Here is a 25,385-nt window from a genome sequence, read left to right on the forward strand (position 1 = left end):
CTCCACCGCCGACATCACGGTCGACATCGCGGCCGGCGCGGCAAATGACGCCGTGGGCAACCTCAGCGTGGCGGCGACCCAGGCGGTGCAGGCGGTGGATACCGCCAACCCCACGGTGTCGATCGCCGACGACCAGCCCGGCACGGCCAGCGACAGCGACCCGGTGGTCGGCTACACCGTGACCTTCAGCGAAGCGGTGACCGGCTTTACCGCCGCCGACCTGGTGGTGGCGGGCGGCACGGTATCGAACTTCTCCGGCAGCGGCACGACCTACACCTTCGATGTGACGGCGACGGACGGCTCCACCGCCGACATCACGGTCGACATCGCGGCCGGCGCGGCAAATGACGCCGTGGGCAACCTCAGCGTGGCGGCGACCCAGGCGGTGCAGGCGGTGGATACCGCCAACCCCACGGTGTCGATCGCCACCGATGACAGTGCCCTGAAGATCGGCGATGTCGCGCACCTGACCTTCACCTTGAGCGAGCCATCGACCACCTTCGCCAGCGGCGATGTCGCCGTCACCGGTGGCACGCTGAGCAACTTTGCCGGCAGCGGCACCAGCTACACCGCCAACTTCACGCCCACCGCTGCCAGCACCACCACCGCCACCATCAATTTGGCCGGCAGCACCTTCACCGACGCGGCGGGCAACAACAACACCGCCGCCACGCAGCTAAGCATGACGGTGGACACCGTCGCCCCCACGGTCTCCATTGGGATCAATGACACCGCGTTAACGACCGGCGATGTCGCGACGGTGACCTTTACCTTCAGTGAGGTACCGTCGAACTTCTCTGCGGCAGACGTTACCTATGACATCACCAGTGCAACCTTGGGCGCGATTACAGCTACGGCCGATACGAAGGTTTTCACCGCCACTTTGACGCCGCTGGCGTCGATCACCGACACTATTAACGTCATTACAGTGGGTGCCGCGTGGCAGGACCCGGCTGGCAACGCCCCAGCGGCTATAACCAACTCGGCCAATTATACCGTCAACACCGCCGACGCGCCGCCGACGGTGGTCATAACATCAGACAACAGCGGCTCTAAACCCACAGTTACATTTACATTTAGCGAAGCGGTTACAGGATTTGATCTCAACGACCTCCAGATTGTCGGAGCAACTGTCAATGGACCGATCGTTCATGTAGGGATCACTGGTGGCCAAGACATTTACACGTTAGCGCTTAAGGACGCGACCAGCGGGTCGGGGCCGCACAACATTCGCGTAGTCGCTAGCGGCACAGGGTCGTCGCTTTGGACAGACCTTACCGGCCATGGTGGCATAGGTAGCCCGATATTCACCTTGCCCGCAGGCATCTCCGGCGAGCCCATCAATCTCGCTCTCACCGATCCATCGCATGAAGGTGCGCTCATCACCGTCACGGTGAAGGACGTACCTTCGGGCTGGACCATCGACGGCGCGACGCATAACGCCGATGGAAGCTGGACGACACAGACCAGCGACCTGCGCGGGCTGACTGTCACCACATCGGCCAGTTTCACCGGGGCAGCCGTGCTCGACGTCCAGATGACCTGGATCAACGCCGACGGCACCTCGGGCAGCGCGTCGATCGCCGACAATGTCGAGGCCTACGCTCCGGGCTCGCCGATCTTCGCCTGGTCGGGCGACGACGTGCTGACCGGGTCCAGCGGCAACGATCTCTTCGTCTTCTCGCAGCCGATCGGTGCCGACACGGTGCATAATTTCGACGCCGCGGCTGACCAGATCGACCTCATCGGCTACAACGGACTGGCAAACTTTGCCGATCTCCAGACGCATATCGCCGACGATGCCAATGGAAACGCGGTGATCGCGCTCGGCGATGGGCAGTCGATCACGCTGGATGGCGTGCACTCGGGGGCGCTGACGGCAAGCAATTTCGTCTTCGACCAGACACCGGTGGTCAACAATCCAGGGACCATGACGATCGGCGACGGCGCCTTGCTGCCGCTGAGCGGTACGATCAACAATAGCGGCCTTATCTCGCTGGAATCGACCGGCGGCGATACGCTGCTGCAAATCATCCAGCATGGTGTGACCCTGCAGGGTGGCGGGCAGATCCTGCTGTCCGACAGCGCCGCCAACATGATCTCCGGCACGGGGCCGGACGTCACTCTGGTCAATGTCGACAACACGATATCGGGCGCTGGCCAGCTGGGCGGCGGGATGCTGAGCCTCGACAATCAGGGCACCATTATCGCCTCTGGCGCGAATGCGCTTGTCATCGATACGGGGGGCAGCGTCGTCACCAACTCCGGAACATTGGAGGCGACCGGTTCAGGTGGACTGACGATCACCGGCGGGCTGGCGAATTCCGGCATGCTGTTGGCCAATGGCGGCGACATCGTCATCCATGGCCAGGTCACCGGCGACGGCGATGCCACGATCGGCAACCTGTCGAAGCTTGAGTTCGGCAGCGCCTCGTCGACGGATGTCACCTTCGCGCACGATGCGGCCGGCACGCTGCAGCTCGACGATTCCTTCGATTTCAGCGGGCGGATCGGCGGCATCACCAATGACGACAGGCTGGAGCTAGAGGACATCCTGTTCGGCGCGGGAACGACGGCCGTCTACCAGGCAAACCAGGATGGCAGCGGCGGAACGCTGACCGTTTCGGACGGCACCCACGGTACCGCGCTGCATCTGGTCGGCAGCTACGATGCGAACGGCTTCAAGCTTGCCGATGACGGCCAAGGCCATACCGCCGTTTCGTACAATCCGGCGGAATTCACGCTGACGGGCGTTGGCAATGGAGCAATTTCAAGCGACTTCGTGGTGTGAACCAAAAGGCCGCCGCCAGCGGCGGCCCACCTGGCCTGATGCGTATCGAGTGGGGTTCTGGACGTGGATAGCAAATCTCGAATTGTGAAGGATGCGCTTCGGGCCTGCCGCCGCTATTTCCTGGTAGCGGCGGCGTTCAGCCTGGCCATCAATCTGCTCTATCTCGCGTCCCCACTCTACATGCTGCAGATCTATGACAGGGTCGTCACCAGCGGCAGCGAAACCACGCTGGTGATGCTGACCCTGGTGTTGCTGGCGGCCTTTCTTTCGCTGGCCGGCCTCGACCTGGTGCGCGCCTCCATCCTGACGCGTGCCAGTGCGCGGCTCGACCGGCTGCTGTCGGCAAAAGTCCTGGCCGCGTCGGTCGAGACCCCATCGCCCGGCTCGTCGCCGAGCCAGCCCATCCGAGACTTCGACACGTTCAGGCAGGTCATCACCGGCAGCGGCATCCACGCTTTGTTCGACCTGCCATGGTCGCCCATCTACATCGGCATCATCTTCCTGCTGCACCCCTGGCTCGGCTTCTTCGCGCTGGGCTGCTCGCTGCTTCTGGTCGCCATGGCGGTGCTAAACGAATATATCGTGCGTTCGCCGCTGAAGCAGGCCAACGACCTGGCGACGACCAACTATAATTTCACCGAGATGAGCCTCAGAAACGCCGAAGTCGTTCGCGCCATGGGGATGATCGACGGCCTCATCCGCCGCTGGGGACGCGACCGCAATTTGGCGCTGCGGCGCCAGGCGGAGGCAAGCGATCGCGCCGCACTGATGTCGGGCCTGATCCGTTTCCTGCGGCTCACCATGCAGTCGCTCATCCTCGGCCTCGGCGCCTATCTGGTGATCGAGCGGCAGATCACCGGCGGCACCATGTTCGCCGCGAGCCTCTTGCTGGGCCGGGGGCTGCAGCCGGTCGAGCAGATCGTCGGCCTTTGGCGCAGCCTGATCCTGGGGCGGGCGGCGTTGGCAAGGGTCGAGAAGCTGGTCGACGGGGGCGCGCAGAGCGAAAGATCGTTCAACCTGCCCAAGCCCACCGGCAAGATTTCGGTCGAGCAGGTCAGCTTTGCAATCGCCAGCCAGCAGAAAGTGCTTCTCCGAGACGTATCGTTCCGGCTGGAAGCAGGCGAGACGCTGGGAATCGTCGGCCCTTCCGGCGCCGGCAAGTCGACGCTGGCGCGTCATCTCGCGGGCGTCATGCAACCCAGCCGCGGTACCGTCAGGCTGGACGGGGCCGACCTGTCGCAATGGGGACACGACGCGCTCGGCGACCACATCGGCTACCTGCCGCAGGATATCGAACTCTTCTCCGATACGGTCGCCGCCAACATCGGCCGCTTCAAGACCAATGTCGACCAGGAGGTCATCGAGGCCGCGCGGCTCGCCGGCGTGCATGAGATGATCATCCGCCTGCCGCAAGGCTATGAGACGCAGATCGGCGAAGGCGGCGCAGTGCTGTCAGGAGGATATCGCCAACGGATTGCTCTTGCCCGCGCAGTGTTCGGAACGCCGAACCTGATCATTCTCGACGAGCCCAGCTCCAATCTCGATGCCGATGGCGACCGCGCGCTGAGCGACTGCGCGATCGAACTCAAGCGCCGCGGCAGTACGGTGATCATCGTCTCTCACCGGCCCTCGACCCTGGCGAATGTCGACAAGATCCTCCTGTTGCGCGATGGCGCCGTCGAGGCCTTTGGCATGAGAAACGAGATCGTGGCGCTCCTCAACCAGCGCGCGGCTCCAATGGCGGTGGCAACGCAATGAACCGTGTTTGGAGAGAGCGATGAGCGACGGCGCGCTTACCTACCGGAGCCTGCCTGGCGACGCCGGTATTCTGGCCCCGGATTCGATCCGGGTGCCGGCCTATATCGGTCTGCTGATCATCGTTGCTTTCTTTGGCATCTTTGGCGGCTGGGCGGCCTTTGCCCCGCTGAACGGCGCCGTGCTTGCCGACGCCATCGTCAAGGTGGATGGCAATCGCAAAAGCGTACAGCACTTCGACGGCGGTACGGTGAAGGAGATCCGCGTCAAGGATGGCGACGTCGTCAGGAAGGGCGACATCATGCTGAAGCTGGACGACACCAGGATTCGGTCCGAGTTCAATCTTTATGCCCAGCAATATGCGCTGTTGCGCGCAACCGATGCCAGGATCCGAGCCGAACTGGACGGCAGCGAGGTTGTTGCCTTTCCCAAGGACATTCTCAAAGAGCACGAAGACTACCTTCGGGATGCAATGGCAAACCAGATCGCCGATCTGGAAAGCCAACGCGCCTCGATGGCCGGCGCCAGGCAAATCCTCGAGCGGCGCATTGCCGAACTCGAGGAGCAGATCCAGGGCAAGCAGTCTCGGGTCGAATCTTACCATGCCCAGTTGCAATCGACGATCAACGAGAAGGCCAGCCTGTCGAAGCTGCTCAAGGCCGGATTGACGACCCGCCCACGCATCCTGGAGCTGGAAAGATCCGCCTCGGATCTGCAGGGCCTGATCGATGAGAACCTCGGCGCGATCGGCGGCAGCCGACAGAGCAAAGCCGAACTCGAAAGCCAGATCGCACAATTGACAAATGAGCGCCGAGCCAAGCTGTCGGCCATGCTGATCGATACGCAATCGAGCCTTTCCGACCTCGTGCCCAAGATGTTTGCCGCCCAGGCTGCCATGGACCGAGCCGAGGTGCGCGCGCCGTATGACGGCCAGGTGATGGATCTCAGCGTCTTCTCGATAGGCGCGATCGTTTCGCCGGGCCAGACCATCCTCGATATCGTGCCGACCGAAAATTCGCTGATCGTCCAGGCCCAGATTCGCGTCGAGGACATATCGAACCTGCGACCCGATATGGCTGCCGAAGTTCGTTTTACATCCTACAAGCAGCGCTCAATACCCATAATTCATGGCCGCGTCACCCGCATTTCGGCGGATCGCATTACCGACAGCAAGACCGGGTTTCCCTACTATCTTGCCGACGTAGCGGTCGATCCGGTGGAATTGGCAGCAGCCCCACAGATTGCGCTTTATCCGGGCATGCCAGCGTCAGTCATGATCGTCACCGAGGAACGCACCGCGCTCGACTACATTCTGGGCCCGCTGGTTGTGTCGTTCCACTCCGCCTTTCGCCAGAAATGACGGATTAGCCAAGCGACTTCGCTTTTGAGGTGATTCTGACGCAGAGCAGTCGGAGACAAGCCGACAACCAGTCGCTCATGGTCTGCATGTTCCCTGCCGACAGCCCCTCTGTTTCTTTGGTGCTGGATCTGATGATCCTAGATGTTTGATCCCGGGCTTTATGGAGCATCCTTGTCTCCCGAATGAAAGGATGCGCTATGGGCCAAGTTCTGCATGGGAGCGCCAAAACGACAGAGGCGGTCCGTCGAGCGATACAGCATAGTCAAGAGAGCCTGAGGGGGCTGGCCAAGCGCTACGGGATCAACCGGAAGACGGTTGCGAAGTGGAAGAGGCGAGCTTCGGTCGCCGATCTATCGACTGGTCCGAAGGAACCGAGATCGACGGTGCTCTCGATTGAGGACGAGGCGGACATTGTCGCTTTCCGCCGCTACACGCTGCTGCCACTCTTCCGTACGCACGGAACTGCAGGACATCATTTCCGCCCACATCTGGAAGCCGACAATTTTTCCTGAATGAGTGTGCGAAAAGAATGCATGGTTCCAAGTCGGCTGGCGGTTTGCGCGCCAAGGCTGGTTTGATCAGCTGCACACTGATCGTGACGACAACTGCAACCGTCGCGAGCTCCGGTCCTGGGCCAACCGACCACATAAGTTTATTCGTTTTTGACCAATACGCGCCGGTGAATTCCTGTAATCTTCGGAACAACACCGGGACAACCGGGTCAACCAGAAAGGTCGGGGAATGAAATACGTCGTCGATACGATCGGCGGTCCCGCAGGCGGTGATGCCTGGCAAGCCGCTGTTACCGAAGCCTATTTTCCGCTCGACACCGAGTATCGGAACCGTCGCGAATTTTCAGGCACGCTAGAAACCTTCTCGCTTGGGCTCGTCAGCGTGTCTAAAATGCGCTGCGATGCCGTAAGCTATCGTCGCCACCGCCGCCACTTCCTCAACGAGCGTGACGCCAGCCTGCTCATCACGATCCCGGAGATGTCGGAGGTGAATTTCTCGCAAGGGTCGAGAACCGTCAATTGCAGGCCGGGGGGCTTTCTCGTCGAGCGGGGAGATGCGCCTTACGAATTCTGGCACGGCAAGCCAAACGCGCTGTGGGTCCTCAAGGTACCATCATCGAGCGTTCGGGCACGGATCGGATCCGCCGAACGGCTCAGTGCGCTCAGTTTCGACGCGACCCAAGGCATCGCCGCGCTCTTCCTCGACACGGTGCGAACCACGATCGGCCATCTCGATGAGATCACTGAAGTCGCTCGTGAGATGATGGGCAGGCACATCCTGGAAATGCTGTGCCTGTCGATCGTGAGCGACGATCGCGTGCTGGACAGCAGCATCTCGTCGATCCGGGCCGGCCATTTGCATCGTGCCGAGCAGTATATTCGCGACAATCTGAAGAATTCCGACCTCGGCCCGCAGGCGGTGGCTGATGCCTGCGGCATCTCCCTGCGTTACCTGCAGGTCCTTTTTCAGGACAGCAACCAGTCGATCAACGGCTTCATCCGCGACGCCCGGCTTGAACTTTGCGCCGAGGAGCTGATGTCGGTGACCAACATCAGCAGCGTAGCCGAGATTGCTTACCGCTGGGGCTTCGCCGACCAGTCCCAGTTCTGCAAGCACTACCGGACGCGGTTCGGCTGCGCACCGACGGATACCCGTCGCGAAGCAGCGAACCGGGCGGGCGGCTCTTCGGCCTCGCGAGAGCGCCACTAGTCCCGACGAAATCCGGGCCAATTCCACCATTCATGCAACGTCTCCCCGGCAAGGGGCGACGAAGGCGGGGCTTTGCCCGCAAGACCTTGCGAAGGAACTGTCATGAGCCGAATCAGAGTTGCCGTCGACGTCGGAGGGACTTTCACCGACATCTGCATCATGGACGAAGACAGCGGAGCGATCCGCATCGAAAAAACCGCCTCCACGCCTGACGATCCCATGCAGGCCATCATGAATGGCGTGGAGCAGGGGCGCATCGATCTTTCGGAGGTAACGATGTTCTCTCATGGTACGACGGTCGCCACCAATGCGCTGATCACCCGCCGTCTGCCGCGCACCGCAATGGTCTGCAGCGAGGGTTTTCGTGACGTTGTAGAGATCCGTCGCGCCAACAAGGAAGATCTCTGGGACACCTACAAAGATGTCGCCAAGCCCTATATCCCGCGCCGCGACCGGCTGACCGTCCGGGAACGGGTCAGTGCCGAGGGCACGATCCTGGAAGCGTTGGACGAAGAGGCCGCGCGCCGTGTCGCGGAGATTCTCAAGAAGCGGCAGGTCAAGTCCATCGCCGTCTGCTTCATGAACTCCTATGTCAACGGCGCCAACGAGCGCCGCATGCGTGAGATCCTGAAGGAGGCAATGCCGGATCTGCCGGTCTCGATCTCCTCGGAGGTGATGCCGGAAATCTTCGAGCACGAACGTTTTTCCACCACCATGGCGAACGCCGTCTGCGCCCCGGTCGTCGTCGACTACGTGTCGCGTCTCGGAGAAAAGCTTGCCGACGCCGGATACAAGCGAGATCTCCTGTTGCTGCACAGCGGTGGCGGGGTCATGACGCCCGCGAGCGTCAAGGATTTCTCAGCCCGGCTCGCGGGATCCGGCATCGCCGCCGGAGCGATCGCAAGCCGCTTCATCGGAAATCTCTGTGGCTACCCGAACTCGATCGGCTTCGACATGGGCGGCACCAGCACCGACGTCTCGCTGGCCTGGAACGGGGAGTCGCGCATCACAAAGGACTGGTACATCGAATTCGGATATCCGATCCGCTTCCCCTCCATCGAGGTATTGACCATCGGTGCGGGCGGCGGGTCGTTGGCATGGCAGGACGAGGGCGGCAGCTTGCGCAACGGACCGCAGTCCGCTGGCGCCTTTCCAGGTCCGGCCTGCTACAAGAATGGCAACCGCATTGCCACCAACACCGATGCCAATGTGGTGCTCGGCCGTCTCGGCACCAGCCTTGCGGGCGGCAAGATCACGCTCGACCCCGCTCTGGCCGCCGAGGCGGTTCAGGAGACGGTGGCGGAACCCTTCGGCATGGAACTCCACCAGGCGGCCGAGGCGATCATCGCCGTCGCCAACGCCAATATGGGCAATGCCGTCCGGCTTCTCTCCATCAGCCGAGGCTACGACCCGCGCGACTTTGCGCTGGTCGCATTCGGCGGTGCTGGCGCTTTGCACGGAGCGGCTGTGGCCAAGGAGCTTTCGATTCCAACCGTGATCGTACCGCCCAATCCCGGCGTTACCTCCGCGCTCGGTTGCCTTCTCGTCGACGTGCAGCACGATTTCTCCGAAAGCTTCATGGCCGATGCTTCGACTGTCTCGCCCGCCGAGATGCAGGCAGCCTTTGTTCTGATGGAAAAACAGGCGGTTGAGCGTCTGGGCCATGAGGGCGTGGCGCAGGAAGACATGGCGCTGCAGCGCACGGTCGAGATGATGTACCAGGGCCAGTGGCGCTCGCTCGCGGTGTCAGCCCCGGCGCGCATCGAGAGCATCTGCCCGCTGATCGAGGCATTCCACAACGAACACGAACGCGAGTTCAACTACCGCCGCGAAGACGCGCCGGTATCGATCTTCCGCATCGCGGTCAAGGCGATCGGCATCGTCCCGAAAGCCGAGATACCGCGACACGGAGTCTTGCCTCATGTGCCCGAGCCGCTCGGCCGCCGCGGCGTCTGGTTCGACGGCGTATCTCATGATGCGGCTGTCTATGATCGCGATCAACTCAGCGCCGGCGCTGCCTTTGCGGGACCCGCCATCGTCGAACAGTTCGATTCCACCACCGTGGTTCCGCCGGGAATGAGCGCGACCGTCGATGGCTTCCTGAACATTCTCATCGTGACGAAAGGCTGAGACATGACAAAGCTGATTGAAACGAGCCCTGGCCTCGATCCGGTAACGTTCGAGGTGCTGAAGAACTCCTTCATCACCACCGTCGACCAGATGGCCGAACAGATGCTTCGCACCTGCTATTCCTTCGTCATCTACAACCGAGACTTTTCGAATGCCCTGCACGACGCCGATGGCAACTCCGTCGCCCAGGGCAACTACGACATCGCGGTCCATGTCGGCACATTGCACAACACGTGTAAGGAAGTGATCCGGGTCTTCGAAGGCGATATGGCACCCGGCGATGTCTACGCAATCAACGATCCTTATGCCGGCGGTACGCATTTCAGCGACGTTCGGCTCGTCCGGCCGATCTTCGATGAAGACAAACTGATCGGCTTCTCCCAGTCGAACGGACACTGGTCGGATCTCGGCGGCTCGGTGCCGGGCTCCTTCGACGTCACCGCCCGCGACATGTTCCGCGAAGGGCTGCGGATAACGCCGCTGCGCCTTTTCCAGCGCGGCCGCTTCTGCTCCGATGTTGCCAACATGATCGCGGCCAACACGCGCGATCCCGCATCGATCATTGGCGACATCCATTCCCAGGCGCAAGCGACGCAGGCGGCCGAGCGCGAACTGCTGCGGCTGGTCAAGAAGTACGGGCGCGGCCAGGTCATGCGCGGTATGGAGGAGGTTCAGGACTACGTCGAACGTGCCGTGCGAAAGCGTCTGGCGGAGCTGCCCGACGGCACCTGGGAGACGGTCGACTACATCGACCGGGATCTCGGTGCCGGCGAGGGCATGATCCCGATCCGCATCAAGATGACGATCAAGGGCGACACGATCCACTACGATTTTACGGGAAGCCACTCGACCATTGCCTCGATGTATAATTCCGCACCGGGCGCGACCTTCTCGGCCGTGGTCGCCGGCATGAAAACCTTCTTTCCGGACCTCCCGCTCAACAGCGGGTTTTACCGGATGATCGAGGTGACCGCGCCGAAGAACAGCATCGTCAGCGCGGAATGGCCGGTGGCGGTGACCGGGTTCCTGATGCCGTTTGAAAAAATCATGAACGCGATCTTCGAGATGTGGTCGAAGATCATGCCCGAACGCGCTATCGCCTGCGCCTTCAACCTCGAATATCTGCTGGCCGGGGGACGGGATGCGCGCAAACCCGAAAAGCCGATCTTCATGTTCTACGAATGGCTGCCTGGCGGCTGGGGCGGGCGCAACGGCAAGGATGGTGCCGATGTCACCACCGCCTGCTTCGGAACCGGGCTGATGTCGCAGCCGAACGAAGGCAACGAGCGGGTCAATCCCACTCGGACGCTCGAGTTCCAGATCAAGCAGGATTCAGCCGGGCCCGGCAAGTGGCGGGGCGGCGTCGGCGTGCAGAAGACCTCATTGCTGCTTGAGGCTGAAAATGCCGTCATGTCCTATATTTGCGACCGCGAGCGTGCTGTCGTCTGGGGTGTCGAAGGAGGCCTGCCGTCGATGCCCCACGGCTTGACCATGAAGCGCGCCGGAGAAGAGACCGAGATCTGGCTCGGCTCCGTATTCTCCGATTACTCCGTCCACACAGGCGACCAGTTCGCTCGTCCGACGGCCGGCGGCGGTGGTTTCGGCGATCCACTGCAGCGCGAGCCCCGCAAGGTGATGGAGGACGTGATCGACGACTACGTTTCCCTGGAGCGTGCCAGGACTGACTACGGTGTGGTGATCCGCGAAATCGACCGCGACCTGTGCCAGTACGAAATCGACGAGACGGCGACCGAAGCCTGCCGTACCGACATCCGGGCGAAACGGAAGGGCTGGGCACGCATGGATCCCGAGGAGGTCGCGCGCAAATACCGCTCCGGCGAGATCGATACGCTCGATGCGGTTCGGCACTATGCCGTGATCCTCGACTGGGAGACCGGCGAACTACTTCCCAAAACCACCGCCCAGTTCCGGGAGAGTTTTGAGAAACGGACCGTCACCCACTGGGTCTGAGCGCCAGCGAGCGCGCCGCAATCTTGCGGGCGCTCGCGGGATGCCAGAGTTATCTGTTTTTTCGATACCATATTCAAAGAATTACTATTTCACAGGAACCTAAAGCTGGAGCAACAATGTCGCAGCGCCGCGAAGGTTGGCTGCTCCGAGGGGTATGACAGATGGCACCAGGCGTGGGACGATCGTTCACCGCGGCCAGCACACTTGAAGAGGCAATGGCAGCACGCCGGCAGGGCGCGGTGGTGCTTGCAGGCGGCACCTGGATGATGCGTGATCCCCAACGCGGGGTCGACCTTCCCGACGCGGTGGTCGCACTCGACCGAATACCGGCCTTGTCCAAGGTCGAAATCGACTCGGACCATGTCGTGATCGGCGCAGCTGTTACCCACGCAGTCCTTGGCCGCGCATTGCATGGGGCAGCGGGCTTCGAAGGTCTGGTTGACGCGGCGGAGAACGCGGCCAATCCCGGTATCCGAAGGGTCGCCACCGTGGGCGGTAACCTTTGTGCCCTCGACTTTGCCGCCGCCGATCTCGCCCCTGCGCTTCTCGTCTGTGAGGCGACGGTGGAGCTGGAGACGTTCGAAGGCCCAAAACTCATCGGTATTTCGGATTTCCTCAAAGACAGGCATGCGCTGCTGGCAGAGGCGATTGTGACGAGAATTCATCTGCGCCGCGACCTTGTCGCAAGCGCGCATATCCGCCTGCCGCTTCGGAAGGCTGGCGACTATCCGGTCGCCGTCGTCTCGCTTGCGGTGGACAAGGACAAACGATGTCGCATCGCCGTCGGCTCGGTGGAGCCGGTAGCGCGGCGCTGGACGGCGCTCGAACAGGCGATGAGGGCAAGCCAGGCCTCCGCGCTCGATCCGGAGCGCGCTGCCGGGCTTGCACTAGAGCACAATGATTTTCAGGGCCGCGACGGCAGGGAAGCGGAGGGTTGGTACCGGCGCCAGGTTCTTCCGCCGCTGGTCAAGCGCGGTGTTGCCGCACTTCTCAAGACCGAGGGCCTGGCATGGTTGTGACATTCCAGCTGAATGGCGAGGACTGCAGCTTTCACGGCGATCCGATGACGCCGCTCGTCGACATCTTGCGGCGGGAACGATTCCTGACGGGGACCAAAGCCGTGTGCCGCGAAGGCTTCTGCGGCGCCTGCACGGTGCATGTCGACGACGAAGCGGTGCCGTCCTGCCTGAAGCCGATTGGCCTGGTCCAGGGGTGCGCGGTCACGACCATCGAGGGATTGAGCTCCGGAAACCAGGCGCTGCATCCGCTCCAGGCCAATCTAGAGGCCGCCGATGCCGTGCAATGCGGCATGTGTTTTCCAGGAATGGTTATGAGCCTTTCGGCGTTCGTGCGTGACAATCCGCATGCGAGCCGTCCCGACATCAAGGCCGCGATGGTCGGCAACATCTGCCGCTGCACCGGATATGAGCGGATCGTCGACGCCGTGGCCGACTGCCTTGACCAAGCGCGGAAGGCTGGCCAGCCGGTGGGAGGCATCCATGTCTGAGCTGTCCGCCACGGTGATGAATCTTCCCCGCCGCGATGCGCAGGACAAGCTGCGTGGGCGGACGAAATACACCAACGACCGGGTTCGCCCCGACATGTTGCATGCCGTGCTGCTGCGGTCGACCGTTTCCGCGGGGCGTATCCGCAAGCTCGACGTTTCGGCGGCACTTCGCTGTCCTGGCGTGCGCGCGGTGGCGACCGGCGCCGACGCGCCAGGCCTCTACGGCATCGGCATTGCCGACCATCCGCTCCTGGCCATCGACACCATCCGCTATCATGGCGAGCCAATCGCCGTCGTTGCCGCCGAAACGGAGAAGCAGGCGCGGGCGGCGCTTGCCGTCATCGTGCTTGAGATCGAGCCGCTGGCACCGGTGTCCACCATGGCCGAAGCGCTCCAGCCCGCAGCCCGTCTCGTCCACGAGGGCTGGCGCGGCTATGAGGTGATCACCGAGGGCGGCGCACGTGCCGGCAACATCGCATGGGAGGCAAAATCCAGCCGCGGCGACGTCGATGCGGCCTTCGCCCGTCCCGACATACGCATAGTCGAGAGCAGCTTTACCGTCGGCCGGCAGAGCCATGTGCCTTTCGAACCGCGCGTTGCCATCGGCTCCTGGGAGGACGGCCGGGCTCACATCCAGACCTCGACGCAGGTGCCTTGGACAGTTCGCAACGTCACCGGAAGGGTCATGCAGCTTGCGCCCGGGCGTGTGCGGGTCACCGTGCCGCCTGTCGGAGGCGGGTTCGGCCTGAAATTCGATGCGTCCATCGAGCCGATCACGGCACTTCTGGCGCGGATGACCGGGCGCACGGTGGTCCTGGAAAACACCCGGCAGGAAGAGATGGCAACCTGCCTCTGCCGCGAGAATGCGGAAATCCGCATTCGCTCCGCTGTCACCGCCGAAGGATACATCGCCGGACGCGAGGCGGTCGTGCTGATGGACTGCGGCGCGTATGGCGGCGAACAGGTTTTCCTGACAACGATGACGGCGCACACGCTGGGCGGCAATTACAGGGTTGGCGCAACGCGGCTCGTCAGCCGCGCCGTATACACCAACACACCACCCAACGGCGCTTTCCGAGCTTGCAACGGCGTCTACAACACCTTCGCGTTGGAGCGACACACCGACGAAATCTGCGATGCGCTAGGCTTCGACCCAATGGAGTTCCGGAAGAAAAATGTCCTGGGAGATGGCGATCTCGGTGCCACGGGGCAGGTTTTCGAGGCCGACGTGCTGGGTCCGATGCTCGATCGCATGGAGACACTGCGCGCCAGCACCGGTACATCAGAGGCCGAGGCCGACGGCAGGCTCTATGGAATTGCGACCACGGTCGGCACATGGTTCGTTTTCGTCGGGCCTTCGGCGGCGACGGTGAATTTGAACGCCGACGGCAGCGCAACGCTGGTCACCTCGGGTGTGGAGATCGGATCCGGCACGATGGTGCAATCCCTGCCGCAGATCGTGGCTGGGCAGCTCGGGCTTGCTCCCGACCAGGTGATCGTGCGCGAAGCCGATACGGATGCCGCCGGTCTCGATGTCGGCGTTGGCGGTGGGCGCACCACCGTGTCCCTTGGTGCCGCGAGCATCGCCGCCTGCGCGGAAGTGCGGGAGAAGCTGCTTCGGACCGCCGGCGAGATGCTCCAGACCCGACCGGAAGACCTGGTGCTGCGGGACGGTCGTGTCGAGATCACGGGACGTCCCGGTTCCGGCATGTCGATCCCCGCTGTCATCGCCCATGCACAGGCAACCACTGGCCCGATCACCGGAAGCGGGGCCTTTGCCGCCAGGAACACTCCGGCAATGTCCGGCTGCGCGATGGGGCATTTCATCGATGCGCTCGACATTCCCGTCTTCGTCGTTCACGAGGCCGAGGTGGCGGTTGATCCGGACACCGGCCATGTCGAGGTGCTGGCCTATCGCGTAGTTCAAGATGTCGGCCGCGCGCTCAACCCGCGCGCCATCCTGGGCCAGATACAGGGCGGCGTGGTACAGGGGCTCGGCTATGCGTTGCACGAGGAGGTGACGCTCACCGCCGACGGATGCATCGCGCAGGACGATTTCGAGACTTATCGCCTGCCGCTGGCGCAGGATGTGGTTCCGGTCGCCGCCGACCTTTACGAGGGCGCGCCGTCGATGGGGCCTCTAGGCACCAAGGGTGCGGGCGAGGTCCCGATCCTGGCGGTGGGCGCGGCGATCGGCTGCGCTGTGGCACGCGCCATCGGCAAGCCGGTGCGGCAGCTGCCACTGACGCCGCCGCGCGTGCTTCGACTGCTGCATGAGCGCGAACCACCGCCGGAATTCCCGCACATCGCCCCCGGCTGGGCGTTGAACACTCTGGGCTGAGGCAAGTAAACCATGGTCACCCTGAACTGCGACATGGGCGAAAGCTACGGCAACTGGCGCTTCGGTGACGATGCCGGCATCATGCCTCATATCGATTGCGCCAACATCGCCTGCGGCTTTCACGCCTCCGATCCATGGACGATGCTGAAGACCGTGCGGCTCGCCCTTTCGCATGGCAAGCGGGTCGGCGCGCATCCCTCCCTTCCCGATCGTGAGGGGTTCGGCCGGCGCGAAATGAGACTTCAGCCGGAGGAACTGACAGCTGCCTTCCTCTATCAAATCGGTGCTCTGACAGGGATGCTGGCCGCCGAGGGCGGGCAACTCAGCCATGTCAAGCCGCATGGCATCATTTACGGCATGGCCGCGCACGACGTCGACACTGCCCGGGCAATTGCCGCGGCGGTCAAGCCGTTCGGCGTCCCTCTCTTCGGCATGGCGGGAACCTGTCACGAGACGGCGGCAGCCGAACTCGGCGTTGCCTTCGTGGGCGAGTTCTTTCCCGATCTTGCCTACGCTCCCGGCGGCAGCCTGATCATCCCGCGCGTCCAGTCGGCCATCGACCTGACGCTTGCCGAGCACCGCATGATGGGGGCGCTTACTCGAGGCGAACTCGTCACGACAGACGGCACGATCCGCCCGGTCGACTTCGACACCGTCTGCATCCACTCCGATCCGCCGAATGCGCGCGACGTCGCCGCGCTGATGCGGCGGATCATCGACACTCATTCCAACGGCCTGCCATGATTCATTCTCCCGAATCGTGAAAGCTCCACGCAAGGGACTCGAGGACTATCTCGAACTCACTGCCCGAACCATTTCTCCAAGCCGCTGAGGACTTCCATGGATGCGCTTTCCAACTCTCTCGCCGCCGCCGACATCGCCACCACCATGCACCCCTACACCAACCTGCGTCAGCACGAAGAAACCGGGCCGCTGATCATCAGCCGCGGCGACGGCATCCGTGTGTATGACGAACGCGGCAAGGAATACATCGAAGGGCTGGCCGGGCTCTGGTCGGTGGGCGTCGGCTTTTCGGAAAAGCGGTTGGCCGACGCTGCCTATCAGCAAATGCTGAAGCTGCCCTACTACCACACCTTCTCCTCCAAGGCGCATGAGCCATCCATCCGGCTCGCGGAGAAACTCGTGGAGATGACGCCGGAAAACCTGACGCGTGTCTTCTTCACGTCGTCGGGCTCGGAAGCCAACGACACCATCGTCAAGATGATGTGGTTCATGAACAACGCGCTGGGCCGGCCAAAAAAGAAGAAATTCCTGGCACGGACCAAGGGCTATCACGGCATCACCGTCGCCTCCGGCAGCCTGACTGGCTTGCCGGTCAACCATCGCGACTTCGATCTGCCGGCCATTCCCGTTCGCCACCTGACCTGCCCGCACTTCTATCGCTTCGGCATGGCAGGCGAAGACGAAGCCGCCTTCACGGCGCGCCTGCTCGCCGAGCTGGAAGCGGGGATCGCCGAAGAAGGGGCTGACACCATCGCAGCCTTCATAGGAGAGCCGCTCATGGCAGCCGGCGGCGTTCTGCCACCGCCGGTCGGGTACTGGGAAGGCGTGGAGAAAATCTGCCGGGCAAATGATATCATTCTCGTAGCGGACGAGGTGATCTGTGGTTTCGGGCGGCTTGGTACGCCCTTCGGCGCTCAGAAATACGGCTTCACGCCTGATATCATGACGGTCTCCAAGCAAATCACGTCGTCTTATATGCCGCTTGCCGCCGTGATTTTCTCCGATGCGATCTATCAGGCGATCGCCGACAACACCGCCACGATCGGCAATTTCGGCCACGGCTTCACGGCGTCAGGTCATCCGGTCGCGACGGCAGTGGGTCTCGAAAACCTGGCCATCTTCGAGGAGCGGGACCTGATCGGAAACGCGGCCCGCCTCGAGACGTCGTTCCAGGCCGGCATCCGCTCATTTGCCGATCACCCGCTTGTCGGCGAAGCGCGGGGCACCGGTCTTATCGGCGCCGTTGAGCTGGTGGCAGACAAGGCGACGAAACGCCCCTTCGCCAAGGTTGGGCGCGCAGGGGGTATCGCAGCAGGGATCGGCCACGAGGAAGGCCTCATCTTCCGCGCCATCGGCGATCAGCTCGCGCTCTGCCCGCCGATGATCTCGACAGAAGACGATGTGAAAGAAATCATGACGCGCATGGGCCGGACGCTTGAGCGCCTGACCGGTGCGGTTGCCAAGGAGGGACTCGAATGACCCGCATGAAAGCCGAACCGGTCGTCCATATCGACGACGAACGCTTTCGGGTCACCGAATGGCGCTTTGCCACCGGGGCCGAGACCGGCTGGCACATCCACGGCCATGACTACGTCATCGTGCCGCTTACGGACGGCAAGCTCGGTCTCGAAGGTCCGGACGGCGCGCAGGCGCAAGCCGCTCTCACCCAAGGGGTGCCCTATTCGCGGCGGACGGCTGTGGCCCACAACGTCATCAATGCCGGCGATGCGCCGCTGGCCTTCCTGGAGGTCGAGGTCGTTGAGGCCGGCGACCTCGCAGCCAGGCGGCTCGCCGTGCTTGACCGGTTCCTCGCTGCCTGGAACGCTCGCGACGTGGGCGCGCTGATGGACTGCATGGCTGAGAATTGCGCTTTCCACGGCTCGGCTGGACCCGATGCCGAAGGGCGCAAGCATATGGGGCGTGACGCCGTGCGCGCCGCCTATGCAGCGCTGTTCGATGCTTTCCCGAAGGCCGCGTGGACCAGGGGACGGCACGTCGTGACGGGCGACACCGGGCTCTCATCATGGCGCTTCGTCGGCACCACGGCAGCGGGGCAGCAAATCGAAGTCGACGGCTGCGATATCTTCGCTTTCTCGGGGGAGCTCATAGCGCTCAAGGATTCCTACCGCAAAGCGCGAGGGTAGCGAAAATCTGAATTCATCGGGCGACGAGGGCGGTCCAAGCGGGCCGCCCTCGTTTTTTGTCCAAAGGCAAGATCCTACGAAAGGGCCGGACTTACCCGGCCCACCTTCTCACTTGAGCAAGGCTTCCATCGGTACCGGCTCGGAAATCGTCCAGTTGCCTACAACACCCGGCTTGCCGGCCTTGGTCTCGACGATCAGGTACCGCGTCTGGTTCTGGTGATGCAGTTCCGGCGTGAAGGTACGAGGCCCGAACAGCGTCGGCTCGTTCTTCATCTTCTCCAGTTCCGCGACGACGGCGTCGGCATCGGTCGTGCCTGCACGCTCCACCGCCTTGGCCCAGACGTCGACCATGACGTAACCCGGAAAGACATACTGGCTCGAGGGATCGGCGCCTGTCTTCGCCTTGTAGGTGGCATTGAACTTCAGCACTTCCGGATTGGGATCGTCGCCATAGATCGATCCCTGAACGGGGACGTAGAAGTTCGTCAGATCGGGCACAGCGGATAGCCAATAGCTACCGTCGACGCCCGAGCCATTCAGGATCATGGAGTTGATGCCCGCGGCACGAAGCTGCTTGATGGCCGAGACAGCGCCCGGCATCATCGTGCAAAGCATGATCGCATCCGGCTCCTTCGGCAGAGACTTGATGCGGGTGATCTGCGCGGCGATGGAGGCGTCCTCGTTCTTGAAGGTGTCTTCACCGACAAGCTTCGCGCCTTGGGCTTCGAGCTTCGGCATCATCCAGTCGAAGCCGTCGCAGATGCCCTTGTTGTAGGCCGTCCAGGTATCGAGCAGACGGTAGAAGTCCTTTGCGCCTTTTTCCTTGAATGCCCACTCGGCCATGGTCGCGCCCTGCACGGGCGCCAGCACCGACGCGGAGAAGCTGTGCGGGCCGACACCCTGGATACCGGCCTTGACCGATTCCGCGCACAGGAAGAAGGAGATACGGCCCGCGTCCTCGGCCGCGAGCGCAGCCGGCGATCCGAAGTCGTAGTCGCACGAGACGACCACGAGATCCGCGCCCTGGTCGAGCACGGAGAGGCCCGCCTTGGCGCCTTCGGCCCGGTCGGACTTGGTGTCGGCCTTGACGACCTTGATCTGCTTTCCAAGCAGACCGCCAGCCGCATTGATCTCGTCGATGCGGATCAAGGCCGCCTCCTGCGCAGGCTTGTCATAGGCTTCCATGAAGCCCGACTCCGCAGTGGCGAAGCCGATGACGATGGTCTTGTCATCGGCTAGGGCCGGGTATGCGATGGACATCGAGGCCAGAGCGGTTGCGACAATTCTCATTTTGTATGTCATGCACGTCTCCTTTTTGTTTTCCGGTCGGGCTTGTGCCGCCGGTCACTTGTTGCGACTGCTGCGGGGTAAGGTGATCTCGCGGTTGCCCATGAGTCCGGATGGGCGAAGCGCGAGGATCACGATCATGATGACGCCGAGGGCTATTTCCTGAACCCCTTTCGGGAGGGCGAAAGTGGACTCGCCGAGCGATACGCCTGCCTCCAGCCAGCGCAGCGCCTGGATGAGGGCGGACAGCAGGACGACACCCACCACACCCCCCGACAGGCTGCCCATGCCGCCGACGACGAGCATGGAAAGGGTGATGAAGGTGAGACCGAGATAGAATGTGTCGGGTGTGACCACGCCGATGGAATGAGCCATGAGCGCACCGCCCAGCCCCATCACCGCGCCTGATATGACGAATGCCACCAATCTTTCCCTGGGAATGTCGATACCGGAAGCCGCGGCGGCGGTGGGCTCGTCGCGGGCAGCACGAAGGGCCAGGCCGGACCGGGAGATCGCGTGCGCCCAGGCGATGAAGATCGCGACCACGGCGCCGATGAGATACGGCCAGATCACGCGTACGATCGGAATGCCGACGACCGATGAGGTCGCTCCGGTCACGCTCTCCCAGTTGGAATAAATTGTGTTGATCATGGCGAGCATCGCGAAGGTCGCGATCGAAGCCGCGATGCCCGATAATCGCATCAGCACCCGCCCGAAGATGAGAGCGGCGAGGGCGGCGAACAATGCTGCCAGCATAGCCGATTGCCAGTACGGCAATCGGGTCGCCAGCAGCCATTCGGGCAGTCCCGGCAGCGAACCGCGTTTCATCATCGGATTGATGGTGAGCCACGCGGCCGCGTAGGCGCCAAGGCAGGTGAAGCCGATATGCCCGAAGCTGAGAACGCCCGAATTCCCGATAAAGATGTATAGGCCCACGACGAGGATGACACGGACGAACACGTCGATCACCGTCTGGTTGAAGGGCCGCGATCCGGTCATCACCGTGATCAGCGCGATGGCCAGCAGCAGCAGAGAAAGCAGGACCGGTGTCAGGATTGTGCGGCGGGCAAGCGCGAAGCGGGCGGGCTTTCGCTCGGCAGCCGGGGCACCGGCAGCGGTAGAGTTGGTGAGGGAGGCGGCGACACCCATGAAATCAGATCCTTTCCTTGGTGCCGCGCGCGGCAATAAGACCCTGTGGGCGGAAGAGGAGGACGAGGATGACCGCTCCATAGACAAAGGCATCGCGGAATGGCCGGGCGTCGATGGGCAGCATGACTTGCATGATCACCGAGGCGGCACCCAGCAGGAAGCCGGCGAGCACGGCTCCCCCGAGGCTGCCGAGGCCGCCAATGACGGTGGCGATGAAGGCCATCAACATGATCGAGGCGCCCATCTGGATGTCCAGCGTGCCTGTCTGGGCGCCAAAGATCAGTGCAATGGCGGCGGCCAACGCGCCAGAGAGGGCGAACGCGCCCATGATAACCCGGTTCGCACGCACACCCAGCATTCGGGCCATCGAGAAGTTCTCGGCCGCCGCCCGCATCTCCAGGCCGAAGCGGGTTTGACGCAGGAACAGTGTCAGGCCGATCAGGATGACCATCGTGGCCACGATCGTTATGAGCTGGAGGAGGGGAAGCCTGGCACCAAGGATCTCCACCGGCTGGGACAGTTCGGGCAGCAGCGAGATCGATTTCGGCCGACTGGAGAAAAGCATGAGCAGGAAGTAGCGAATGACGAAACCGAGCGCGAAGGAGGCGATCATCATGGTTGCCGGATTTGCCTGACGGAACCGCCTGAAGACGACGATTTCGCACAGCACCGACAGCCCGGCCCCGCAGAGGAGCACGAATGGCAACAGCAGGTACCACGGCAATTGGCCGGCGAAGACGATGGCCATTGCGTCCGTAGACGGCCATAACAGGGCGAAGACGCAGAAGGCGATGACGTCGCCATGCGCGAAGTTCACGAGCCGCATGACGCCGAAGATGAGGGCAATGCCGAGCGCCCCGAGCGCGTAGAGCGAACCAAGCGAGAGTGCGTCGAACAGGATCTGAAGCATCTCAATTGTCCTCGTAGCCGAAATAGGCAGCCTGGATCGCCTCGCCATTGCCGAGCGTCCGCGCGTCGCCATCGAGCACGATCTGTCCGCCACGCATCAGGATCATCCGCCCGCCCACCATCATCGCCCGGGCCGAGCTCTGCTCAACGATCAGGAGCGTGAGCTGGCGCTGCGCACGCAGCGCGATCAGCCGCTCGTAGACTTGGTCGTTGATGTTGGGGGCGAGGCCCAGTGAAGGCTCGTCGATGGCTACAAGCCGCGGATTGGTCATCAGCGCGCGGCCGATGACCAGCATTTGCTGCTGCCCGCCGGACAGCAATCCCGCCTGCCCGTGCCGCCTCTCTTTCAGCATCGGGAAGGTTGCGTAGACGGCTTCGAGTTCGTCGGCCGCTCGGCTGCGCCAGCCGCGTTCGCGGGCATGCATGCCGGTTCCGACCAGAAGGTTCTCTTCGGTCGTCAGCGAGCCGAAGACATCGCGCCCCTCCGGCACCATGGAGAATCCGAGCCGGGCGATGTTCTCCGGCGCCTGGCCGGTGATCTCATGACCAGCAAGGTCGATCCGGCCGCCCGCCACCGGCGTAACACCGGCAATCGCGCGCAGCAGCGAAGACTTCCCGGCTCCGTTCGGGCCGGTGATGAACAGGATTTCTCCCTCGTCCATGGAGAAGGAGACATTGCGGACCGCCGTGAGACGGCTGTAGCGGATGGTGATATCGGAAAGGGCGAGCAGGCTCATTCCATCGCCTCCAGCACAGGCAGGTCGGTGTTCGCGGCCGTGCCCATATAGGCGTGGCGCACCTTCTCGCTGTCGCGGATCGCGGCAGGCGGTCCTTCCTCGATGATCGCTCCGGAATCGAGCACGACGATATGCTGGCAAAGGCCGAGCACCAGCCCGACATTGTGCTCGATGAGCAGGACACCACAGCCGAGATCGCTGGCGATGTGTCTTATCAGGGCGGAAAGCTCCCGCGCCTCCAGTGCGCTCATGCCAGCCGCGGGCTCGTCGAGCAGGATGTATGCGGGCCGTCCCATCAGGGCGCGGCCAATGGCGACGCGGCGCTCGTCCGTGTATGGCAACGTTCCGGCGATGCGGGTACCCAGCGCACCGATGCCTATCCAGTCGAGCATCGCTTCCGCTTCGGCGATGGCAGCGCGCCGGCTCATTCCCAGGCCAACGCCCGTTACCTCCAAATTGTCCAGCACAGGCAGGTCGCGGAAGAGCCGCCCACCCTGAAAGGTGCGGGCAATGCCGCGCCGCCGGACCTGATGCGGCTTGAGACCCGTGAGTGCTTCCCCGTCGAGCTTGATGGTGCCTTCCGTCGGTGCCTGGAAGCCGGTCAGCACGTTGACGAGCGTGGTCTTGCCAGCGCCATTCGGGCCGATGAGGCCACTGATGCGGCCGGGCGTAATTTGGAGGTCTACCGATGACAGGGCCTTCAGCCCCGCAAACGATACCGAGACGTTCTCCGCGCTCAGATGACTCATGACCCTTTCCTTCTTTCTACCGACGGAAAGGCGCGAAGCATCCGGCCTTGCGGCCAGCCACGTTGCAAATGTCTTCCCCTGTCGGTTCCGGCGGTCTCTAGCGGACTGCTCGGGTGCCAAATTCACGCCGTTGCCCGGCGTCGTCTTGTCGTTTCGCGCACCGGATTTTGTCTTCCGCCACGCGCGGTCGGTTTTGGCCGGCCGATCTCCTCGCCTCCGGCTCCTCCGCCGGCATTCCCGGCTGACGTCAGCCGGCCAGATGCCCTTCAGCACGCGCCAGCGCGGCGCGCTGTTCGGTTCGCGCGGCAAGCGCGTCTTCCAGCGTCACCGGAACGAAGCGCGCCGGGGTGTGCGGCTGGAGCTGGGCGATAAGGTCCATGTCGGCCGATATCACCACGCCCAGCATCATATACCCGCCACCCGAAACCGCGTCCCGGTGAAGAACGATCGGCTCCGTGCCACTCGGCACCTGGACGGATCCGTAAGGATAGCAGGCATCGACGATGTTCGAGGGGTCGGAGCCCGCACCGAAAGGCTGCTCGCGCTCGACGAATTCCAGCGGCGTCCCGCCGCGGAAGCGATAGCCGATACGGTCGGCTTCGGGCGCGACCTTCCAGGTTTCCTCAAAGAACCGATTGCCGGCAGCCTCAGTGATCCGATGCCAGTATATGCCGGGAAGCATTCTGAGTTCCGCCGGGCTATTGCGCGCGCGGCGCAGATTTGCAGGCAGTGAAAGACCGGCTTTGCCGGAACCTTCGCCGAGGGGAAGCTCATCGCCCGCCTTCAGCGTGCGGCCCTGATGGCCGCCGAGTGCGCCCAGAATGTAAGTCGAGCGCGAACCGAGAACCACGGGTACGTCGATGCCGCCGGAGACGGCCAGATAAGCGCGCGCGCCGCTCTTGAGGAAGCCGAAGGAAAGCCGGTCACCGGTCTTCACCGGAAAACTTTCCCACGTCGACCGTTCCTCGCCATTGAGTTTGGGTGGGAGCTCTCCACCTGTGACGGCGACGACCGCGGATTGGGTGAATTCGAGTTCGGGACCCATGAAAGTGGCTTCGAGCACCGCGGCACCCGGATCGTTGCCGACAAGCAGGTTTGCGATGCGTGTCGCAAAGCGGTCCATGCCGCCGCCTTCTGGAATGCCGACATGATAGTGGCCGGGTCGGCCAAGGTCCTGCACGGAAGTGGAGAGGCCGGGAGAGATTACCTTAACGGCCATTGATAAGCTCCATCAGCTTTGCATTGGTGCCGTAAATGTCGCTGTTGAAATCCTTCAGGCTGAAGGTGCACTCGCGAACCGTCGGCTGCCACCGATTGGCTTCGATTTCCTCAAGCGTGGCGTCGTAGTCATCGCGGCCAATGGCCTTGAACTTGACGATATCGCCTGGCTTGAACAGGCACATGTCATCGGCGAGGTAGCGCACCTTCCTGGTCGGGTCGTAGATCGGGGCCGGGGTTATGCCATACATCTGGTAGCCGCCAGCGCCGCGTACCGAATAGATCGCTGCAAAGCAGCCGCCATGGCCAATGGTGAGCTTGGGAGTGTCGGTGCGTGGACGCAAGTATTTCGGCGCCTGAATCTGTTTCTTGCGCTCAACCATCTGGTACAGGAAGGGCAGTCCGGCGACGAAGCCGACCATCGATACGAACCAGGGCTGGCCGGAATAGGCCTCGATAAACTCTTCCACCGTGGCGTAGCCGTTGATGCGTGCCGAATATTCAAGATCGGTGGAGGAGGGGTCCTGGTGGCGCTCGCGGAAGCGCAAGCAGGTTTCACGCGTCCATGGATCCTGGAAATAAACCGGCAGTTCGATGATCCGGGTCTTCAGCACCGGGTCCGACTTCGAGGCGGCCTCTTCCATCGACTTCAGTTCGCTGAGCAAATCCTGCGGCTTGACGATGTCGGGGTTGAAGCGAATCTGGAAGCTGGCGTTGGCTGGGCAGATCTCGGTGACGCCTCGGATGCCCGCCGTACGCACCGCGTTGGTCATCGAAAGGCCGGTAAAGAAGGAGGTGAGCGACATTTCTTCGGACACCTCGCCGAAGATATGTTCGTCACCGCCGAAGTTGAATCGTATCGACATCGGTC

The 25,385-nt window shown here is 62.8% G+C and carries 19 protein-coding genes and 1 pseudogene; 13 read left to right on the forward strand and 7 right to left on the reverse strand.

Annotation, left to right across the window (positions count from 1 at the left end; translation table 11 throughout):
- The 13 genes and pseudogenes from P3C39_RS13555 to P3C39_RS13615 all read left to right on the forward strand — a co-directional run.
- Nucleotides 1-2,791: Ig-like domain-containing protein (locus P3C39_RS13555; RefSeq protein WP_275953897.1), on the forward strand; the 2,791-nt coding region annotated here is incomplete at its 5' end.
- 63 nt (nt 2,792-2,854) lie between these two features.
- Nucleotides 2,855-4,549 (forward strand): type I secretion system permease/ATPase, encoded by a 1,695-nt coding sequence (locus P3C39_RS13560; RefSeq protein ID WP_013533172.1) that lies wholly within the window; start codon nt 2,855-2,857, stop codon nt 4,547-4,549.
- Between the two features lie 19 nt (nt 4,550-4,568).
- Entirely contained in the window at nt 4,569-5,906 is a 1,338-nt protein-coding gene (locus tag P3C39_RS13565; RefSeq protein WP_127371337.1) for an HlyD family type I secretion periplasmic adaptor subunit, read from the forward strand.
- Nucleotides 5,907-6,103: 197 nt separating this feature from the next.
- Nucleotides 6,104-6,349: pseudogene (locus P3C39_RS13570) on the forward strand (IS481 family transposase); the annotation flags it as partial.
- 298 nt (nt 6,350-6,647) lie between these two features.
- Nucleotides 6,648-7,628, forward strand: a complete 981-nt coding sequence (locus P3C39_RS13575; RefSeq protein ID WP_013533169.1) for a helix-turn-helix domain-containing protein — start codon at nt 6,648-6,650, stop codon at nt 7,626-7,628.
- Between the two features lie 102 nt (nt 7,629-7,730).
- Nucleotides 7,731-9,758: a hydantoinase/oxoprolinase family protein gene (locus P3C39_RS13580; RefSeq protein ID WP_275953896.1), complete on the forward strand. Its 2,028-nt coding sequence runs from the start codon at nt 7,731-7,733 to the stop codon at nt 9,756-9,758.
- A 3-nt stretch (nt 9,759-9,761) separates the two neighbouring features.
- Nucleotides 9,762-11,729, forward strand: a complete 1,968-nt coding sequence (locus P3C39_RS13585) for a hydantoinase B/oxoprolinase family protein (protein ID WP_127366645.1) — start codon at nt 9,762-9,764, stop codon at nt 11,727-11,729.
- A gap of 161 nt (nt 11,730-11,890) precedes the next feature.
- The gene (locus P3C39_RS13590) at nt 11,891-12,748 is read left to right on the forward strand and encodes an FAD binding domain-containing protein (protein ID WP_063167464.1); all 858 of its coding nucleotides are present in this window, start codon (nt 11,891-11,893) and stop codon (nt 12,746-12,748) included.
- Nucleotides 12,739-13,236 (forward strand): (2Fe-2S)-binding protein, encoded by a 498-nt coding sequence (locus P3C39_RS13595; RefSeq protein ID WP_275953895.1) that lies wholly within the window; start codon nt 12,739-12,741, stop codon nt 13,234-13,236. The genes P3C39_RS13590 and P3C39_RS13595 overlap by 10 nt, the downstream gene beginning before the upstream one ends.
- Nucleotides 13,229-15,577 (forward strand): xanthine dehydrogenase family protein molybdopterin-binding subunit, encoded by a 2,349-nt coding sequence (locus tag P3C39_RS13600; RefSeq protein WP_275953894.1) that lies wholly within the window; start codon nt 13,229-13,231, stop codon nt 15,575-15,577. The genes P3C39_RS13595 and P3C39_RS13600 overlap by 8 nt, the downstream gene beginning before the upstream one ends.
- A gap of 12 nt (nt 15,578-15,589) precedes the next feature.
- On the forward strand, nt 15,590-16,321 hold the full coding sequence (locus P3C39_RS13605) for a LamB/YcsF family protein (RefSeq protein ID WP_063167467.1): 732 nt from the start codon (nt 15,590-15,592) through the stop codon (nt 16,319-16,321).
- Between the two features lie 96 nt (nt 16,322-16,417).
- Nucleotides 16,418-17,800, forward strand: a complete 1,383-nt coding sequence (locus P3C39_RS13610) for an aspartate aminotransferase family protein (RefSeq protein WP_275953893.1) — start codon at nt 16,418-16,420, stop codon at nt 17,798-17,800.
- Nucleotides 17,797-18,465, forward strand: a complete 669-nt coding sequence (locus tag P3C39_RS13615; protein ID WP_275953892.1) for a nuclear transport factor 2 family protein — start codon at nt 17,797-17,799, stop codon at nt 18,463-18,465. The genes P3C39_RS13610 and P3C39_RS13615 overlap by 4 nt, the downstream gene beginning before the upstream one ends.
- A gap of 108 nt (nt 18,466-18,573) precedes the next feature.
- On the opposite strand, the gene P3C39_RS13620 is transcribed toward P3C39_RS13615, so the two are convergent.
- The 7 genes from P3C39_RS13620 to P3C39_RS13650 form a co-directional block, all read right to left on the reverse strand.
- The gene (locus P3C39_RS13620; protein WP_013533160.1) at nt 18,574-19,767 is read right to left on the reverse strand and encodes an ABC transporter substrate-binding protein; all 1,194 of its coding nucleotides are present in this window, start codon (nt 19,765-19,767) and stop codon (nt 18,574-18,576) included.
- Nucleotides 19,768-19,809: 42 nt separating this feature from the next.
- Nucleotides 19,810-20,901, reverse strand: coding sequence for a branched-chain amino acid ABC transporter permease (locus tag P3C39_RS13625; RefSeq protein ID WP_024502402.1), 1,092 nt, complete (start codon nt 20,899-20,901; stop codon nt 19,810-19,812).
- Nucleotides 20,902-20,905: 4 nt separating this feature from the next.
- A complete protein-coding gene (locus P3C39_RS13630; RefSeq protein ID WP_013533158.1) occupies nt 20,906-21,811 on the reverse strand; it encodes a branched-chain amino acid ABC transporter permease in 906 nt (301 codons plus the stop codon).
- A gap of 1 nt (nt 21,812) precedes the next feature.
- Nucleotides 21,813-22,547: an ABC transporter ATP-binding protein gene (locus P3C39_RS13635; protein WP_013533157.1), complete on the reverse strand. Its 735-nt coding sequence runs from the start codon at nt 22,545-22,547 to the stop codon at nt 21,813-21,815.
- Complete coding sequence (locus P3C39_RS13640) at nt 22,544-23,296, reverse strand: ABC transporter ATP-binding protein (RefSeq protein ID WP_013533156.1); 753 nt, start codon at nt 23,294-23,296, stop codon at nt 22,544-22,546. The genes P3C39_RS13635 and P3C39_RS13640 overlap by 4 nt, the downstream gene beginning before the upstream one ends.
- Nucleotides 23,297-23,543: 247 nt before the next feature.
- A complete protein-coding gene (locus tag P3C39_RS13645) occupies nt 23,544-24,515 on the reverse strand; it encodes a biotin-dependent carboxyltransferase family protein (RefSeq protein ID WP_275953891.1) in 972 nt (323 codons plus the stop codon).
- Nucleotides 24,505-25,380: a carboxyltransferase domain-containing protein gene (locus P3C39_RS13650; protein WP_013533154.1), complete on the reverse strand. Its 876-nt coding sequence runs from the start codon at nt 25,378-25,380 to the stop codon at nt 24,505-24,507. Before P3C39_RS13650 ends, P3C39_RS13645 begins: the two co-directional genes overlap by 11 nt.
- Nucleotides 25,381-25,385: the final 5 nt, after the last annotated feature.

Origin of the sequence: Mesorhizobium sp. XAP4 (assembly GCF_029269325.1) — a bacterium.
Taxonomy (GTDB): domain Bacteria; phylum Pseudomonadota; class Alphaproteobacteria; order Rhizobiales; family Rhizobiaceae; genus Mesorhizobium; species Mesorhizobium ciceri.